This is a genomic window from Solibacillus sp. GQ1, from assembly GCF_059758555.1.
Map to the genome: position 1 here is coordinate 680,186 of NZ_JCAXEX010000001.1, position 18,573 is coordinate 698,758.

Sequence of the window (18,573 nt, forward strand, 5' to 3'; positions counted from 1 at the left end):
CTCGATAAGGGGGAATATTTGTGATATTAGTCGTTGGTGGAGCGGGCTTTGTTGGAAGCCATGTCGTAAATTTATTACTGGAAAAAGGGCCGGTCGTTGTGTATGATAATTTATCCACAGGACACCGCGGTGCAGTCGATGAGCGGGCGATTTTTATTGAAGGCGAACTATCGGATCAGCAACGGTTAACACAAATATTTACATTATTTCCGGTTCATACTGTAATCCATTTTGCGGCATCGGACTCAGTCAACGAGGCAATGGGGAATCCTGAATATTACTATGAAAATAATGTCGGTGGTACATTAGCCTTATTGAAAGTCATGCGGGCATGCAGAGTGAGAAATATAATGCTTTCTTCAGCCGTTATGGCATGTTCAGAAGAGCATGAGCTTTTACAAGGGCAGAAATGTATGATTGAACAGATGCTTGAAGTTTATACGAAAGCCTATGATATGAATGGGAGCGTTCTCCGTTATTGTAAGAGCACTAGTGTACAGGCTTCGGTTAGTGGAAATCTTGAAGCTGCGATTGATGAGCCAGGCAACCGTGGTTTTAATAATGTGAGCGATGTTGCAAATGCACATGTTTTAGTACTTGAAGCGTTGGAGCGGGAGAAGCCATCATTTAGGATGTATGATTTGTCTGAGGTTAGTTCAAAAAACGTACAACCGGAGCTTAGATGGCATACAGAACAAAATTTAAATGAAATGATTGAAGATGCTTGGAATTGGCATGAAAACTCAAAATGTTAGCGTATTAGTCTGTTACAATTCATTTTGTAGCAGTTTTTTTGCGTCCAATGTATAAAAAGTGATAAAATGATTAGATGTTGAAGAACAGAAAGAGTGGTTTTTAATAATGAAAGTATTATTTATTGGTGATATCGTCGGTTCAATCGGTCGCGATGCAGTAGAGCAGTATTTGCCTCGCTTAAAGAAAAAATATAATTTGGATGTTGTTATTGCAAATGGTGAAAATGCTGCAGCAGGGCGCGGTATTACACGTGCAATCTACAATGATTTACTGCAAATGGGTGTTGATGTCATTACGATGGGCAACCATACGTGGGACAACAAAGACATTTTTGATTTTATCGATGATGCAGATTATTTAGTGCGTCCAGCAAACTTTTCGAAAGATGCACCAGGGCGCGGCGTGACACAAGTGTCGAAAAACGGTGTGACGATTTCGGTTATTAATTTGCACGGTCGCGTATTTTTACCGCCGCATGAAGACCCATTTGCGATGGCTGTGGAAATGGTCGAGGAAGCGAAAAAAACGTCGCCAATCGTATTTGTCGATTTCCATGCAGAAGCAACGAGCGAAAAAATCGCATTAAGTTGGCATTTGGATGGTAAAGCATCTGTTGTTGTAGGAACGCACACACATGTGCAGACAGCGGACAACCGTATTTACCCGGGTGGCACAGCGTATATTACTGACGTCGGTATGACAGGTCCATACGATGAGATTTTAGGTATGGGGAAAGACAATGTTATTTATAAGTTCCTGACAAACATGCCTGCACGCTATGAAGTACCGAAAAAGGGTCGCGCTGTATTAAGTGCCTTCTTTGTAGAAATTGATGACAAAACAGGTAAAGCAATTCGCCAGGAACGTGTACTTATAAATGAGGATAACCCGTTTCAACTTAAGTAAATAATGACACCTATTCCTTATACAAAAGGTAAGCGCCTGTTGTATTTAGTGATAGGTGTTTTTTTGGTACTTCAAAATTTATTACTAAAATAATTAAATGAACGTAATTTTTGCTAACCGGGAGTTGATTGGAATGGAGGGCGGCAGTGTAGCTGACGGCTAGCGCCTTTCGCTACAAGCAAGCTTCCTGCGGGAAAAGCGCGAGGGAGAGACGCTCGTGTAGAGCCGCGCCCGCGGAAAGCGTCCGCCCGAAATGGAAATCAACGGACTATAAAAGAAGTGAGGATTATAAAAAGTAATTGAGGATATTATAATTGAAATTGAGGATTAACGATTCTGATTGAGGATAAAGTCAATCGTAGTGAGGATTATATTTGCATCCCTATCCACTAACCTGTAAAATCTGTTGAATATTTAAGAATAGACAATAGCATTCGTAATGAAATTAGAATAAAATGGAAAACATGTGGAAATAATTATAGAGACTTAATATTCTGACCGAAATTATTTTTCTTAAAAGAGGTGAAAACAAAAATGAGAAAACTGATTGCCTGGCTGATTGTTGTATTGTGGATGGTGCTCATTTTTTACTTTTCACAACAACCAGCATATGAATCGGGCGGTTTAAGTAAAACGATTACTAAACAAATGATAGATATTGCTGAAAAAGTGACGCCACTTGAAAACGTAAATGAGGGACAAGTAGATCATATTGTCCGGAAAAATGCGCATTTTATTATTTACTTCTTCCTCGGTATTTTTGCACTGTTGGCACTAAAATTAACGAGTTTAAAGCGTTCGACCAGCGCAGTAATTGCACTGGCTGTATGTATGATCTATGCAGTGACCGATGAATATCATCAGTTGTTCGTTGACGGAAGAGGCGCTCAATTTAAAGACATTTTTATCGATTGGGCAGGGGCTGCGACGGGAATTACTGTGGCGACGCTTCTCGGTTTGATTGGAAAAACCGGCAAGGCTCGTTCGGAAAACAGAAAAACCAACTCTAGATATAAAGTAAGCGAACGTTAACAACTTTATTACCAAGAAATTAATAAAATCCATGAATAGCTCCCCGTCTTTATGAATATGTATAAAGGTACATGAACTATTGAACGAAGGGAGCCCATGATGAAAGAGCGATGGAAATGGGGGATTATCATCGTGATTATATTTTGCATCGTATCGCTGATCATCTCGCTCAATATTTAAAAAGAAAAAAATAAATTAAAAGAAAGTAAAACTTTGTCGAAAACGAGGTTTTACTTTCTTTTTTTAGGGAAAGTGAATAGTTTGGAATAATTTATGGTATGATAAAATAACTATATATTTGGGTAATGATGTAAAAAGTTAAATATAAGGTGGAATTATATAGTTCCTTTTTACGTCATTTGTACAAGGGAGGAGATTGTGAGAGTAATTTAGAATCATAAGTGAGATTTTAATAGCAATTTAAAGGATTGGTAGTCTTTAGTACCCAATGTCCAAAGCTGCTAAGCATTTCGGACACTAATTATTAAACATTGTATTGTCTAGTCGGGGGAGGATTTTGATTGAGCTACACTGCAAGATACACGACATTTTCCATTGTGGATTCATTAATTGTCGTGTCGGCCATTTTCATCAGTTATTTTTTACTGCATCCATCATTAACGGTCTATTCGGATACAGTCATTGTTTTAACTGCCGTTACACTGCTGATCAGTCACCATATTACGGCCCATTTTTTCCATTTGTACAACAGGCTATGGAGTTTGGCATCGGTTAAAGAGCTGCTTATAATCGGCTATGCCGTTACGATTTCTGTTCTAGCAGCTAGTGCCATGCAGTATGTCATTAAACAGGATATTTATTTTCGTGTGATGGCTGTTACTTGGCTGCTACATATTTTATTAATCGGCGGTTCGCGTTTTTTGCTGAGGGTTGCTCATGACTGGTCTTCCCACAAACCAACTGCTGATTTAAAACGGGTATTAATTGTCGGTGCTGGTGAGGCGGGGACAATGCTGCTGCGAAGTCTGAAGCGAAATCCATCAGAATTTCACGTAGTCGCAATTGTGGATGATGACCTGAATAAACAGCATTTAAAACTGCTGGACGTAAATGTATGCGGAACAACAAAGGATATCCCGCAACTTGTACAGACGAAGGGAATCCAGGAAATTATTTTAGCCATCCCTTCCTTAAGTAAAAAAGAAATCCGTGAAATTTATCATCGCTTAGGTGAAACAAAAGCAACGATTAAAATCATGCCGAAAATTGAAGATGTAATGACCGGTAAAGTTTCAGTTAACGATATGCAGGAGATTAAAATCGAAGACTTGCTCGGCCGGGAAGAAGTTAAATTGGATATGGTGGCGCTCTCGAATAATTTAACGAATAAAAAGATTCTTATTACAGGTGCGGGGGGATCGATTGGTTCGGAAATTTGCCGGCAAACCGCTCACTTTCATCCGAAACAAATCATCATGCTTGGGCATGGAGAAAACTCCATCTATAAAATCCACCTAGAATTATCTGAAAAGACTGAATACAAGGATATAGAATTTATTCCGGTCATTGCGGATGTGCAGGACAGGGAGCGGATTTTCGAAGTCATTAAAGAGTTGGAACCGGATATTATTTATCATGCGGCAGCTCATAAGCATGTACCGATGATGGAAAGTAACCCTCGGGAAGCGGTAAAAAACAATATTTTCGGTACTAAAAATATAGCCGAGGCAGCCCATGCATTCGGTGTTCCCAATTTTGTCATGATATCAACCGATAAAGCGGTCAACCCGCCGAATGTAATGGGTGCGACAAAGCGTATCGCCGAAATCATCATTCAAAATCTAGCAACATACAGCGATACAAATTTTGCTGCTGTTCGTTTTGGTAATGTTCTTGGATCAAGAGGCAGTGTTATTCCAAGGTTTAAAGCGCAAATTGCGGCAGGCGGACCTGTTACAGTTACTCATCCTGATATGACCCGCTATTTTATGACGATTCCGGAAGCGTCCAGACTCGTACTGCAGGCGGGAGCACTTGCTCGAGGCGGAGAAGTATTCGTCCTCGACATGGGAGAACCAATGAAAATTGTAGACCTGGCCAAAAACCTGATTCGTCTATCCGGTTTTTCGGAAGAGGAAATTGAAATTGAATTTTCCGGAATTCGACCGGGTGAAAAAATGTACGAGGAATTATTGAACGCAGAAGAGATTCAGGAAGAGCATATTTACCCGAAAATTCATGTCGGCAAAGCGAGTAGTATTGAAGGGCAGTTGCTGATTGCTTTACTGAAAGACATTGATGAGAGTCGGTCGTCTGAATTAAAGACGAAACTGATTAAAATTGCAAATGCGAAGTGGAATCAAGATGTGATCAGTGTGCAGGAAACGAGTGCCTGAATTATATATAGAAGCAGTTGAGGGGGAAAACCATTGGGAGAAACAATCAGTCTACAGGAAATAATAAAAATCATTAAAAAGCGGCTTGTATTAATTATTGCTCTAACAGTAATTGGATGTGCAGTGGCAGCTGGTATCAGTTTTTATGCGATTACCCCGATCTATGATGCGCAAACGCAGATTTTAGTGAATCAAAAAGGCAATGCCGATCAAGTATATTCATTGCAAAGTACTAATACCGATTTAAGTTTAATTAATACGTATCAAGTCATTATTACAAGTCCGGTCATCTTAACTCCAGTACTGGAAAGCCTTGATTTGGACAAAACGACAGGGCAGCTGGCACAGCAAATATCGGTGTTTAGTAAAACGGATTCAAAAGTCGTCAATATCCGTGTGGAGGACCCGAATCCGGCAGTAGCTGTGGACATATCGAATACGGTAGCGGAAGTGTTTAAAGAGAACATTCCACAGTTAATGAGCATCGATAATATCTCCATTTTATCCGCAGCGAAATTAAGCGAAAATCCGTCGCCGGTAAAGCCGAATAAGATGATGAATATCGCAATTGGCGCTGTTATTGGTGTCATGCTTGGTATAGGTTTGACATTCCTCATTGAGTATTTGGATATGTCGATCAAAAGTGAGCGCGATGTGGAAGATTATCTGGAATTACCGGTGATCGGTATGGTTGATTTGATTAAAGAAGAAAATCAAAAGAGATTTTCATTAATTCCCCGAAAAGCGAGGAGAGGTTAAATGGTGAGGCTGAGTCTGAGAAAAAAGAAAAATGTTCTGCAAAATGTAAATGCAGCAAGGAAGCTTGTCACTTTTACTGAAACGAAATCCCATGTTATCGAGCAGTTCCGTACGATCCGTACAAATATTAGATTTTCTATGCCGGATGAGCCGTTAAAAACGATTTTAATAACGTCTTCTACTCCGGGGGAAGGGAAATCAACGAACGCGGCGAATCTTGGTGTTGTATTTGCTCAGGAAGACAAAAAGGTACTCATAATTGATGCCGATTTGCGTAAGCCGACGCTTCATCATACATTTAAAACATTCAACAAAGTAGGTCTCTCAAATGTCCTGGCCAGAAGATCGGAACTGCATGAGGCGATTCAGGAAACATTTATTGTAGGGCTTGATGTCATAACAAGTGGCCCTATCCCGCCAAATCCTGCTGAACTGCTTTCATCTCAAGGATTGGATGCATTGCTTCAAGAGGTTAAGAATCGGTATGACATCATCATTATCGATTCACCGCCGTTATTATCGGTGACTGACGCGCAGATACTGGCGAATAAATGCGACGGTGCCATTATGATTTTAAATACCGGTGTAATCGATAAACGTGCGGCGAAAAAAGCACAGACGCTGTTGGCGGCTTCGCACACAAAGATTTTGGGTGTCGTGTTGAACAACTACAAAACAAAAGATCATTATAATTATTATGATGGTTATCGTTATGCTGAATAAACTGAATAATTTCTTACGGTAGTTGCAAAAATCGGATTCTAATTGGTCATTGAAGCGCATACAATGACGTACAGGCAATAAAAACAGCCTGAAAAAAAGATAAAGCAGTACTAGATGAGGAGGAAATAGCTGTGGATTCATTAAAAGTATCATCTCGTTCTAATCCTAATTCTGTTGCAGGAGCACTCGTTGCGGTTATACGAGAGCAAGGGTTTGCTGAAATGCAGGCGGTAGGTGCAGGTGCGTTAAACCAGGCAATTAAAGCAGTAGCAATCGCTCGAGGGTTTGTAGCCCCAAGCGGCACAGATTTAATTTGTGCACCGGCTTTCGCGGACATTATCATTGCAGGAGAAGATCGTACGGCATTAAAACTACTCGTTGAAAAAAGAACTCGTTAATTCATGAAGACCCATACACTCGCTTAGCACCCAAACTGGGCTAAGCGGGTGTATTTTTGTTTGCGGGGTATATTTAAATAGAAGGAATTTAAATTATCGCCAATTAGTACGCTTAAAGAATTTAATCGTCATTTTGATAAGAATAATCTTCTAATGCGTGTACTTATTCGTCAGTTCCGGACAATTAATCGTCACTTTTCAGTACATAATCGTCAATAGTGAACAGATATTCGTCACTTCCACTTTTAAGAGAAAATTAAATTATCACCCATATACTGGAACAGCAAATCGCTTCTTCTAGAACGCAACCCTTTTACATAATCAATCGTCCTCCAATTAAAGATTTCCCATATAAATTTAAGGGAATAGAAATCTAAAATTACATCAAAACAATTTGTGTACAGAACTTTCCGTCAAAGGTCTGATTTTTTAACTCGATATGACATTTGCAATAGTAGAGACGAAAACTTCATGTTAAACTAATGTAGGAAAAATAACTTCTTTCAGTAGAAGTCTTCTTATATTTATAAGAGGCAGGATAAAAGCAAGTGTTTACCTTTTAAGTGAAATACTAATTCACTGAAAGAAGTTAAGCACCGGCGGATATCACGAATTCGATAAGGAATTTTTTTGTGCAAGCACAAAACCGAATTCGGATGCAATTACGCATTAGCGTAATTGATTTCTACAAGGCTGTGCAATCGGCAGCTGCTCGATAAAGCATCTTATACGCTTTATTTATAAATACAGAAACTTTAAGGAGATGTTGATATGTTACATCAGCTTTCATGGAAAGTCGGTGGGCAGCAAGGTGAAGGGATTGAGAGTACAGGTGAAATCTTCTCAATGGCAATGAATCGTCTAGGGTATTTCCTATACGGTTACCGTCATTTCTCTTCTCGTATTAAAGGTGGCCATACGAATAATAAAATTACGGTTCGTCCGACAGAAGTACGCGCAATTGCGGACGACTTAGATATACTAGTCGCGTTTGACCAGGAAACGATCGACGTGAACTATAAAGAATTAACACCAAGCAGTATCATTTTAGCGGATGCAAAATTTGATCCGAAGAACCCGGAAGACAGTGTCGCACCATTATACGCGGTGCCATTTACGGAAATTGCGGCTGAGCTTGGTACGTCTCTAATGAAAAACATGGTGGCGATTGGTGCAACGGCAGCGCTTTTAAACTTGGATGAGTCAGTTTTCCAAAGTGTTGTAAATGAAATTTTCGGACGTAAAGGTGAAGAAGTCGTAGCAAAAAATATTGAAGCGATTGAACGCGGTCGTCAAGCGATTTCAGAGCAAATCGGTGACCGTGTTGGCACATGGGAAATTGCGCCTGCAGACGGAAAACGCCGTATGTTCATGATCGGTAACGATGCAGCGGCATTAGGTGCATTGGCAGCCGGCTCTCGTTTCATGGCAGCATATCCGATTACACCAGCATCTGAAATTATGGAATATATGATTAAGAAGCTTCCATTAGTAGGTGGAGCGGTTATTCAAACAGAAGACGAGATTGCTGCAGCAACAATGGCAATCGGTGCAAACTACGGTGGTGTGCGTGCATTCACAGCATCAGCTGGTCCGGGTCTTTCATTAATGATGGAAGCAATCGGTCTTTCAGGTATGACGGAACAGCCGCTTGTTATTTTCGATACACAGCGCGGTGGTCCATCTACAGGTTTACCAACAAAGCAGGAACAGTCGGATTTAATGGCGATGCTTTACGGTACGCATGGTGAAATCCCGAAAGTCGTTATTGCGCCTTCTACAATGGAAGAGGCGTTTTACGATACGATCCAGGCGTTTAACATTGCCGAAGAATTACAATTACCTGTTATCGTGATGACAGACTTGCAGTTATCATTAGGTAAGCAGTCGGTTGGTCCATTTGATTACAGTAAAATTGAAATTCGCCGCGGCAAAATTGTCGAAGCGGTTGAAGATGTAGAATCAAAAGATTACTTCAAGCGTTATGAAAATACAGAAGACGGCGTTTCTCCACGTGTCCTGCCAGGTACAAAAGGCGGTATTCACCACGTAACGGGTGTAGAGCATGATGAAACAGGGAAGCCATCTGAAGCAACGGGCAACCGTCGCACGCAAATGGATAAGCGTATGCGTAAATTACAGCATGTCCGCTTTGAAAATCCGATATACGTGAACGCACCACATGAAGACGCGGACGTATTGCTTGTAGGCTTCAACTCAACGCGCGGAGCAATAGAAGAAGTTCAGGAAAAGCTGAACTCTGAAGGCGTAAAAGTGAACCACGCACATATTAAGCTAATCCATCCATTCCCTGCAGAAGAGATGAGTGCATTAATGGATAAAGCGAAAAAAGTGATTGTCGTTGAAAACAATGCGACAGGTCAGCTTGCAAATGTTATGAAAATGAATATCGGTGGTCACGCGAAGACTAAATCGATTTTAAAATACGATGGTACACCATTCTTACCACGTGAATTAACAAACTTAGTGAAGGAGGAAATTTAATCATGGCAACATTTAAAGATTTCCGAAATTCCGTAAAACCTAACTGGTGTCCAGGCTGTGGTGATTTCTCCGTACAAGCGGCGATTCAGCGTGCAGCAGCAAACGTAGGCTATGAACCAAGCGAATTGGCAGTTATTTCAGGAATCGGCTGTTCTGGTCGTATTTCAGGCTATATTAACTCATACGGCTTCCACGGTATTCACGGTCGTGCATTACCGATCGCACAAGGCCTTAAAATGGCGAACAAAGACCTGAAAGTTATCGCTTCAGGTGGTGACGGTGACGGCTTCGCAATCGGTATGGGTCACACAATCCATGCAATCCGCCGTAACATCGACATTACGTATGTAGTAATGGATAACCAAATTTACGGATTAACAAAAGGCCAAACGTCTCCACGTTCTGCTGCTGGTTTTATTACGAAATCAACACCGGGCGGAGCGATTGAGCCATCATTAAAACCATTAGAAGTAGCGTTAACAGCAGGTGCGACATTTGTGGCACAAGGCTTCTCAACAGATATTAAAGAACTGACAGCGATGATCGAAGCCGGCCTGAACCATAAAGGCTTCTCGTTCATCAACGTTTTCTCGCCATGTGTAACGTACAACAAAGTAAATACGTACGACTGGTTCAAAGAGAATTTAACAAAGCTTGCTGACATCGAAGGCTATGATTCATCTAACCGCGAATTGGCGATGCAAACAGTAATGCGCCATGAAGGTCTTGTAACAGGTATTATTTATCAGGATACTGAAACAACTTCGTATCAGGAAAAAATTAAAGGCTATTCAGAGCTGCCGTTAACAGATATCGATATTAGCTTATCAGCAGAACAATTTGATCAGCTGACTAAGGAATTTATGTAAATAGTTTATAGGGCTATACAGGCTGGGATTTCCGGCTTGTATAGTTTTTTTTGTTGTGGGCGGGAGTTGGCGAATAAACATTTTATTTCGCTAATATATATTGAATTGGAGATTATCTTGGGGAAGTATGAATAAGTAAAGTGATGTGACGATAATCCGGTTCCAGTTGGCGAATATGGATAAACAATTGGCTAATAAATAGTCCGGCGATGTACTGCAAGCTATTTTCAGATGATTTGACGAATAAATCGGTGTAATTGTCTAAAATAATGAAAAAAACGGCGATTAAATTTTTCCGATTATTTTTTCAGGTTATGGATGGATTTGTGCCTCGGAAATGATAGAATTTTACAACAAATTAACATATTTACATAAATCTATTTACACAGCCCCTTTATACTAAATCAAAATACATAGATAAATGAGGTAGTGTAACGTGCGCTTTCGGAATGCGATTAAATTTAAAGACCGGCTTGCCGTATTAATAATCATTTGTATTTGCTCGAATATCATTTTAACCGTATTTAGTATGGATTACTTGAGGAAAATGGAAAGGGAAGCGCAGGCTTTATATGAAGAAAAGCTCATGACATTACATATGATGCAGGAATTCGAACAACAGTATCTACAAACGAATGAAATCCCCACACAGTCCATGGAGCGATTAGACGCTTTTGATTCCAAAATGGAGTTTTATATGAAGCAGTTGGCAAGTAACCCATCCATCGATCTCTTTGAGGAAATTGATGCATACATAATCGAGCGGGCATCCGCACAATTAGCCAGTCATGAAAATGATATAAAATTCGGCTACAGTCTTTTATTATCGATCTCGATGATTTTAATGCTGCTTGTACTGTTTTTCGGCATTCAGGCGATTCGTTCGATCAATAAGCCGACCCGCGAGCTGAAACAGCTATTTAAACTTGTGCAGCAAGGGGATTTAACGAAGTACGCGACATACTCGGCTCGCGATGAGCTGGGGGAAACAACGAAATACTACAATTTAATGATTGGGGATATGAAGGAGCTTTTAAAATCAGTCCGGAAAAATACAGAATCGGCGACAGAAGCGAATAACGAGCTTCAAACAAATGCCGAGAAGATTACAACAGGGGCAATGCGTATTGCCGCAAGCTCTGATGACATGACAGGATCACTGCAATATGCAGCGACCCGATTAGCGGATAACGCAGCATCTGTACAGCAGGTGGCTGCCGGGATTGACGAAATAACCGAGCGCATGCATTATGTTGACCATTATATAAAGGAAACGATCGCCCAGGCTGAAGACGGTGAATCGATCGTCGGGCAAAATCTGATGCAGATGCAGGATGTGGAACAGGCGATGCAAACAGCAAGCAATACAATTACCCAGCTCAATGAACAGACACAGCATGTTTCAAGAGCTGTGACGATGATTCACTCGATTGCCGACCAGACGAATCTGCTTGCACTAAATGCCTCCATTGAAGCAGCAAGAGCAGGGGAACATGGACGAGGTTTTGCCGTTGTGGCCCAAGAAGTGCGTAAACTAGCGGAACAATCGCAGGAGTTCACAAAATCCATTGCAACAATCGTTACAAAAATTCAGCAAGGAACTCTCGAAGCGACGAACAATATGGAAAATGCGATGAGAAGTGTTGATACGGGGGTCACGACAACGGAACAAAGCGCGGCCAAGTTCAGGGAAATTACGATGCAAGTACAACAGATCGGTCCGCAAATGGAGCAAGTTTCTACTATTATGAATGAAATTTCCAGTCATACCCATGATGTTGCACAAAGTTCGATGGAGTTAAGCAACCGCTCCGAGGAAAATCTCGTTTCGATGCACCAGATTCAGGAGCAAATTGACATACAGAAAAATTCAACGTCAGAAATTTATGAAGAAATTCAAAGCATTGCAAAAAATATGCGTTCGTTAACACATGCAGTCAAACGGTTTCAAATCTGATTACGCTGATTTTGACAGTTTTTGTCGAAAGCATTTTAATTTTTGATATATTACTGTAATATTTATAAGTAATTTACAAGAAAAGATAAAAATACGATAAAATTTGTAATTATTTTCTGAAAACTGATGAAATTTATCATGAAAACTGGTATCTTTAATCAAGAAGTCATATTAATGAATGATATGTAAATTTATTCCATAATACAATACACCTATAGTCATTGATTTAATATTAAGAATATTTTTAAGAATGTAGCTTTTAATAAATTATTGACTGTAGTAGAATATTGGTATAAAAATAGCGTATTTTATTGGTTAATATGAAATTATATAGAGAGAATAGTTAGTAAAAAATATTTGTATCTTACCATTTCATTTCAATACAGACTTCAATTTTCTGAATGTTTGTAAAAGGGCAGAGTGTTATGTTCAACTTGGCAAATACTTAATAATTGCTGTGATCAATTAGTTTTGTCATTAGATAAATATATTAAATAAGGGGATGTATTTTTTATGAACAGTCAAATTCAACTAATCGAACCGAAGTGGTTTGTCCAGGATGAGCTACATATCATCGAAACGATCGTTAGCAAAACTTCAGCGGATACAGGTATTGTCATTGCAGGGGAAAACTTTGATGCAACAAAGCGTTGCCATCCAACTGTACGCCTTTATATGATCCAACTATTGGATGATCAATATGAAATAACAAAAGAATTGGATGCCTTCCAGTTCGATACTGCTGAAGAAGCAAAGCAATTTTGTGCAAAGCTGCCTGAAATGACAGCTATTGATTTGGTAATGTTAATGAATAAAGAAGAGCCTGTATTTTCTATTTAATAAATTAATCCAGCTTTGTTGAATGAATCTTCATTTAGCAAAGCTTTTTTTGTTGTCTCTTTTCCGAGGGTCCGTATTTGTATTTTAGTGGATAAAGGCTACAATAAAGGAGAACAACTAGAATAAGGAAGTGATTTAAATGGCTAGAGGTGTATATATTCACATTCCTTTTTGTCATCAAATTTGTAATTACTGCGATTTTAATAAAGTATTTTTTAAAAATCAGCCAGTTGATGAATATATTGAAGCGCTTGGCCGGGAAATGGAAATGACGGTTGCGCAAATGCCGGAAGCATTCACGAATATCGAAACGATTTTCCTTGGTGGCGGTACCCCGACTGCATTGTCTGCACAGCAAATAGAAAAATTATTATCGCTCATTACGAAACATATTCCGATGTCATCCGTAAAAGAGTTTAGTAGTGAAGCAAATCCGGATGAACTGACAATCGATAAATTGCAGGCACTTTATAATGGAGGCGTCAATCGTTTAAGTATGGGCGTCCAATCATTCGACCAGTCACTGCTTAAGAAAATTGGCCGTACCCATTCGAATGAACATGTATATGAAACGATCCAAAACGCAAAAAATGTTGGATTTAAAAATATAAGTATTGATTTAATGTATGGTCTGCCTGGCCAGACGATGGAGCAATGGCAAGAGACGCTTGAAAAGGCTTTGGCATTGAAACTGCCGCATTATTCGGCGTACTCGCTTATTGTAGAGCCTAAAACGATCTTTTATATTCAGTATGCGAAAGGGAAGCTTCATTTGCCGACAGAAGATCTTGAAGCGGACATGTATGGTGTTTTGATGGATACGATGGAAGCGCATGGACTCCAGCAGTACGAAATTAGCAATTTTGCGAATGAAGGCTATGAGTCAACACATAATAAAATCTATTGGGATAATGACGAATACGCAGGATTTGGCGCTGGTGCTCACGGTTACTTGGAAGGAATACGCTATTCGAATGTCGCACCGATCAAAAAATATATTGAAACGGTGATGGCAGGGGAACGTCCTTTATTGCATGAGCATGATGTGACAGGTGATGAAAAGCTGGAAGAGCAGATGTTCTTAGGGTTAAGAAAATCTGACGGCGTGACACATGAAGAATTTGAAAAGAAATTCGGTCAGCCGATGCTTTCTATATATAAGGAAATAATCGATCAATTACGGGAAGAGCAACTTATTGAAATTGACTCTGAAGGGATCCGTTTAACAAGAAAAGGCCGTTTTATCGGCAATGAAGTATTTCAGCGGTTTTTAGTAGGGGAATAATTTTTTTGCAGCGGTGCTTGAAAAAAGTTAAAAAAAACGGACGAATTCATTGACATCAATATAGAGATTTGCTAATTTATAAATATATTAGCACTCCTCTTAATCGAGTGCTAACAGAGGTGAGAAAGATGTTAACAAATCGGCAGTTACAACTATTGCAAGTAATCGTAGACGAATTTGTGATGTCAGCACAGCCTGTTGGTTCGCGTCAACTATCCAAAAAAGAAGGTATTACGTATAGTGCTGCTACAATACGTAATGAAATGGCAGATTTGGAGGAGTTAGGTTTTTTAGAAAAAACGCATACTTCTTCAGGCAGGGTCCCTTCTGAAAAAGGGTATCGCTTTTATGTCGACCATTTGCTTCAGCCTCAAATCATTACGAGTGGCGAAGTAGCGCAAATCCAGTCACTCTTTAAAAAGCAGATTGTTGAAGCAGAACAAATTATAAAAGAATCCGCAAATATATTATCGGAATTGACGACATACACGACCATTTTACTCGGTCCGGATGTTCAAAAACATCGTGTCAGAAAATTTCAGATTGTACCGTTAACAGAACAGACAGCGGTGGCTATTATCATCACAGATAACGGTCATGTAGAAAATCGCACACTAACGTTACCACCGGGTTTTAACCCGCATGATATTGAAAAGATGGTTAATATTTTGAATGACCGCCTAGTCGGTGTACCACTATATGAACTTCCGATAAAGCTTCAAACTGAGGCAATATCGGTATTGAAGTCTCATATTCATGCATCCGATTCGATTGTCCGGTCATTGTTATCCATTACTTCAAACCATCACGAAAATAAAGTTTATTACGGTGGTAAATCCAACATGTTGAATCAGCCGGAGTTCCATGACTTAGAAAAAATGCGAATGCTGATGGATCTGATCGACAAGGAAAGCCAAGTTCAAACTTTATTCAATGAACAGAAAAATGGTATTCAAATCCGAATAGGTTCAGAAAACAATCATTTAGCGATGGAAAACTGCAGTGTCATCACCGCTTCCTTCCTTGTAGGGGAAGAACAGCAGGGGGCGATCGCCATTATCGGTCCGACGCGCATGGATTACCGACGTGTTGTCACATTATTGGATGTTATGACAAACAGTCTGTCCAGAGCGTTTTTCGATAAAAAGCAGTAAAGCCATTGAATCAGCGGTCGTAATGTTATACATAACCGCTGAATTCATAAATGATTGATACTCGAGGAGGAAAAGAAGTGTCAGAAACAAAAAACAATGAAGAATTGCAGCAAGAAGAAACTACGGAAGAAGTAGTGGAAACAGCTGAAACTACTGAAACAGAAGAAAACGCAGTAGATGAAAAAGATCAGAAAATCGCTGAACTTGAAGCGAAACTTGCTGAAGAGGATACGCGTTACTTGCGTTTGCGTGCAGATTACGATAACTTAACACGACGCAACCGTTTAGACCGTGAAGCAGCTGAGAAATACCGTGCACAAAGCTTATTAACTGAACTTTTACCGGTGCTGGACAATTTAGACCGTGCACTGCAAGTAGAAGTGACGACAGAAGAAGCGGCTTCATTATACAAAGGTGTACAGATGGTATATGACCAGTTACTTGCTGCAACGCAAAAAGAAGGTCTTACAATCATTCCGGCAGAAGGCGAAAGCTTTGATCCGAACTTCCACCAAGCTGTAATGCAGGAGCAGGACAGTGAAAAGGAAACAGGCGTCATTTTACGCGAACTGCAAAAAGGGTATCAGTTAAAGGACCGTGTACTGCGTCCGTCGATGGTATCTGTAAACGAGTAATTTAGTGCTTTTCGGTACTATCTATATATTTAAAATTTAGATTTTCATATCAAACACATTTTGTTTTTTACTATTAGGAGGAAAATTAAATTATGAGTAAAATTATCGGTATTGACTTAGGAACAACAAACTCTTGTGTATCTGTATTAGAAGGCGGAGAACCAAAAGTAATTCCAAACCCGGAAGGTAACCGTACATCTCCATCTGTAGTAGCATTCAAAAATGGAGAAAAACAAGTTGGTGAAGTAGCAAAACGCCAAGCTGTAACAAACCCGAACACAATTATTTCAATTAAATCAAAAATGGGTACGAACGAAAAAGTTAAAGTGGAAGATACAGAGTACACTCCACAAGAAGTATCTGCAATGATTTTACAATACTTAAAAGGCTATGCTGAAGACTACTTGGGCGAAAAAGTAACAAAAGCTGTTATTACAGTTCCTGCTTACTTCAACGATGCTCAACGTCAGGCAACTAAAGACGCTGGTAAAATCGCTGGTTTAGAAGTAGAACGTATCATCAACGAACCAACAGCTGCAGCTTTAGCTTACGGTTTAGATCAACAAGACGTTGACCAAAAAATTCTAGTATTCGACTTAGGTGGCGGTACATTCGACGTATCGATCCTTGAATTAGCTGACGGCGTATTCGAAGTATTAGCAACAGCAGGTGACAACAAACTTGGTGGTGACGATTTCGACGACAAAATCATCGCTTATTTAGTTGAAGAATTCAAAAAAGAAAACTCGGTAGATTTATCAAAAGACAAAATGGCAATGCAACGTTTAAAAGATGCAGCTGAAAAAGCGAAAAAAGACTTATCAGGCGTAACTTCTACTCAAATTTCATTACCATTTATCACAGCTGGTGCTGATGGCCCACTTCACTTAGAAATGTCATTATCACGTGCGAAATTCGATGATTTAACAAAAGACTTAGTTGAGCGTACAATCGTTCCAACTCGTCAAGCATTAACAGATGCAGGTCTTTCTGCTTCTGAATTAGATAAAGTAATCTTAGTTGGTGGTTCTACTCGTATTCCTGCAGTAGTAGAAGCAATCAAAAAAGCAACTGGTCATGAGCCGCATAAAGGCGTAAACCCTGACGAAGTAGTAGCAATGGGTGCTGCTGTACAAGGTGGCGTATTAGCTGGTGACGTACAAGGCGTATTATTATTAGACGTAACACCATTATCATTAGGTATCGAAACAATGGGCGGCGTTATGACGAAACTGATCGATCGTAACACGACTATCCCGACATCTAAATCTCAAGTGTTCTCAACAGCTGCAGACAACCAGCCGGCAGTAGACATTCACGTATTACAAGGTGAACGTTCAATGGCTGCAGACAACAAAACACTTGGTCGCTTCCAATTATCTGATATTCCACCAGCACCACGTGGTATTCCACAAATCGAAGTAACATTCGATATTGATGCGAACGGTATCGTATCAGTTAAAGCGAAAGACTTAGGTACACAAAAAGAACAAACAATCGTGATCCAATCTGATTCAGGTTTATCAGAAGAAGAAATCGAGCGTATGGTGAAAGATGCAGAAGCAAACGCTGAAGCAGATGCGAAACGTAAAGAAGAAGCAGATCTTCGCAACGAAGCAGATCAATTAGTATTCCAAGTGGATAAAACAATCACAGACTTAGGCGAGCAAATCACAGAAGACGAAAAGAAATCTGTTGAAGATGCACGCGACGAGTTAAAAGCAGCTTTAGAAAAAGGCGAGCTTGAAGGCATCAAAGCTTCTAAAGAAAAATTAGAAGGCGTATTACAACCATTAGTAATGAAGGTTTACGAGCAAGCGGCAGCAGCAGCTCAAGCACAAGGCAGCGCTGAAGGCTTCGAAGGCGCAGCAGACGCTGGTCAAAAAGACGACGGTATCGTAGACGCTGACTTTGAAGAAGTAAAAGACGACAAAGACAATAAATAATTCTTTCTGATTTCCACATAAAAGCCAAAGACCGCTTGCGGCTTTGGCTTTTAAGTTTGTCATAAGCCCCATTTTTATTCGGGAGAGTGGGCGAGGCAAGGCGGAATAGGAAGCATCGCCCGTGGTTCGCGGGAGTTCGAATTTTATTAGAAGAATTAGTTGAAAAAGTAGAACTTATGGAAGCGAAAGTAGAAAGTTCAGGGGCTAAAGTGGAAGTTCTTCAATGAAAAATAGAACAATTCACCGGGAAAGTAGAAGTTCGAACCAGAATGTAGCTCAATTTAGTTAGAATACGAAATTTAATACTAACCGGGAAGTGCTTGGAATGAAGGGGAGGCGACTCCTGCGGGAACAGCACGACGCCTGAGACTACAGGCTCAGGCCGTGCCCGCGGAAAGCGTCCGACCCGAAATGGAAAGCACTGGACAATATAAAAAAACGTACACTTTAT

The 18,573-nt window shown here is 40.0% G+C and carries 15 protein-coding genes; all 15 read left to right on the forward strand.

Going from position 1 to position 18,573, the window contains the following annotated elements; genetic code table 11:
* The first annotated feature begins 20 nt into the window (after positions 1-20).
* Positions 21-755 carry an NAD-dependent epimerase/dehydratase family protein gene (locus tag AC6CH1_RS03150; RefSeq protein ID WP_498316291.1) on the forward strand — a complete coding sequence of 245 codons (735 nt, stop codon included), beginning with the start codon at positions 21-23 and terminating at the stop codon, positions 753-755.
* Positions 756-861: 106 nt separating this feature from the next.
* Entirely contained in the window at positions 862-1,662 is an 801-nt protein-coding gene (locus AC6CH1_RS03155) for a TIGR00282 family metallophosphoesterase (RefSeq protein WP_498316292.1), read from the forward strand.
* A gap of 534 nt (positions 1,663-2,196) precedes the next feature.
* Positions 2,197-2,694 carry a VanZ family protein gene (locus tag AC6CH1_RS03160; protein WP_498316293.1) on the forward strand — a complete coding sequence of 166 codons (498 nt, stop codon included), beginning with the start codon at positions 2,197-2,199 and terminating at the stop codon, positions 2,692-2,694.
* 521 nt (positions 2,695-3,215) lie between these two features.
* Positions 3,216-5,051, forward strand: coding sequence for a polysaccharide biosynthesis protein (locus AC6CH1_RS03165; RefSeq protein WP_498316294.1), 1,836 nt, complete (start codon positions 3,216-3,218; stop codon positions 5,049-5,051).
* Positions 5,052-5,084: 33 nt separating this feature from the next.
* Entirely contained in the window at positions 5,085-5,810 is a 726-nt protein-coding gene (locus tag AC6CH1_RS03170) for a YveK family protein (protein WP_498316295.1), read from the forward strand.
* The gene (locus AC6CH1_RS03175; protein WP_498316296.1) at positions 5,811-6,533 is read left to right on the forward strand and encodes a CpsD/CapB family tyrosine-protein kinase; all 723 of its coding nucleotides are present in this window, start codon (positions 5,811-5,813) and stop codon (positions 6,531-6,533) included. It begins immediately after the preceding gene.
* 131 nt (positions 6,534-6,664) lie between these two features.
* A complete protein-coding gene (locus tag AC6CH1_RS03180; protein WP_251689152.1) occupies positions 6,665-6,931 on the forward strand; it encodes a stage V sporulation protein S in 267 nt (88 codons plus the stop codon).
* 771 nt (positions 6,932-7,702) lie between these two features.
* Complete coding sequence (locus AC6CH1_RS03185) at positions 7,703-9,436, forward strand: 2-oxoacid:acceptor oxidoreductase subunit alpha (protein ID WP_498316297.1); 1,734 nt, start codon at positions 7,703-7,705, stop codon at positions 9,434-9,436.
* Positions 9,437-9,438: 2 nt separating this feature from the next.
* The gene (locus AC6CH1_RS03190; RefSeq protein ID WP_251689148.1) at positions 9,439-10,305 is read left to right on the forward strand and encodes a 2-oxoacid:ferredoxin oxidoreductase subunit beta; all 867 of its coding nucleotides are present in this window, start codon (positions 9,439-9,441) and stop codon (positions 10,303-10,305) included.
* 436 nt (positions 10,306-10,741) lie between these two features.
* The gene (locus tag AC6CH1_RS03195; RefSeq protein ID WP_498316298.1) at positions 10,742-12,262 is read left to right on the forward strand and encodes a methyl-accepting chemotaxis protein; all 1,521 of its coding nucleotides are present in this window, start codon (positions 10,742-10,744) and stop codon (positions 12,260-12,262) included.
* Between the two features lie 513 nt (positions 12,263-12,775).
* Positions 12,776-13,102: a geranylgeranyl pyrophosphate synthase gene (locus tag AC6CH1_RS03200; RefSeq protein WP_427710822.1), complete on the forward strand. Its 327-nt coding sequence runs from the start codon at positions 12,776-12,778 to the stop codon at positions 13,100-13,102.
* A 139-nt stretch (positions 13,103-13,241) separates the two neighbouring features.
* Positions 13,242-14,387, forward strand: coding sequence for a radical SAM family heme chaperone HemW (gene hemW, locus AC6CH1_RS03205; RefSeq protein WP_498316299.1), 1,146 nt, complete (start codon positions 13,242-13,244; stop codon positions 14,385-14,387).
* 128 nt (positions 14,388-14,515) lie between these two features.
* Positions 14,516-15,541, forward strand: a complete 1,026-nt coding sequence (hrcA, locus tag AC6CH1_RS03210) for a heat-inducible transcriptional repressor HrcA (protein WP_498316300.1) — start codon at positions 14,516-14,518, stop codon at positions 15,539-15,541.
* A 77-nt stretch (positions 15,542-15,618) separates the two neighbouring features.
* Positions 15,619-16,176 carry a nucleotide exchange factor GrpE gene (gene grpE / locus AC6CH1_RS03215; RefSeq protein WP_427710818.1) on the forward strand — a complete coding sequence of 186 codons (558 nt, stop codon included), beginning with the start codon at positions 15,619-15,621 and terminating at the stop codon, positions 16,174-16,176.
* Positions 16,177-16,268: 92 nt separating this feature from the next.
* A complete protein-coding gene (gene dnaK / locus AC6CH1_RS03220) occupies positions 16,269-18,122 on the forward strand; it encodes a molecular chaperone DnaK (protein WP_498316301.1) in 1,854 nt (617 codons plus the stop codon).
* The last annotated feature ends 451 nt before the right edge of the window (positions 18,123-18,573 follow it).

Bases quoted from the DNA above. Each gene is read 5' to 3' on its own strand.
- hemW (WP_498316299.1), top strand. From the start codon at position 13,242: ATGGCTAGAGGTGTATATATTCACATTCCTTTTTGTCATCAAATTTGT.
- hrcA (WP_498316300.1), top strand. From the start codon at position 14,516: ATGTTAACAAATCGGCAGTTACAACTATTGCAAGTAATCGTAGACGAA.
- AC6CH1_RS03200 (WP_427710822.1), top strand. From the start codon at position 12,776: ATGAACAGTCAAATTCAACTAATCGAACCGAAGTGGTTTGTCCAGGAT.
- AC6CH1_RS03185 (WP_498316297.1), top strand. From the start codon at position 7,703: ATGTTACATCAGCTTTCATGGAAAGTCGGTGGGCAGCAAGGTGAAGGG.
- AC6CH1_RS03160 (WP_498316293.1), top strand. From the start codon at position 2,197: ATGAGAAAACTGATTGCCTGGCTGATTGTTGTATTGTGGATGGTGCTC.
- AC6CH1_RS03175 (WP_498316296.1), top strand. From the start codon at position 5,811: ATGGTGAGGCTGAGTCTGAGAAAAAAGAAAAATGTTCTGCAAAATGTA.
- AC6CH1_RS03190 (WP_251689148.1), top strand. From the start codon at position 9,439: ATGGCAACATTTAAAGATTTCCGAAATTCCGTAAAACCTAACTGGTGT.
- AC6CH1_RS03155 (WP_498316292.1), top strand. From the start codon at position 862: ATGAAAGTATTATTTATTGGTGATATCGTCGGTTCAATCGGTCGCGAT.
- dnaK (WP_498316301.1), top strand. From the start codon at position 16,269: ATGAGTAAAATTATCGGTATTGACTTAGGAACAACAAACTCTTGTGTA.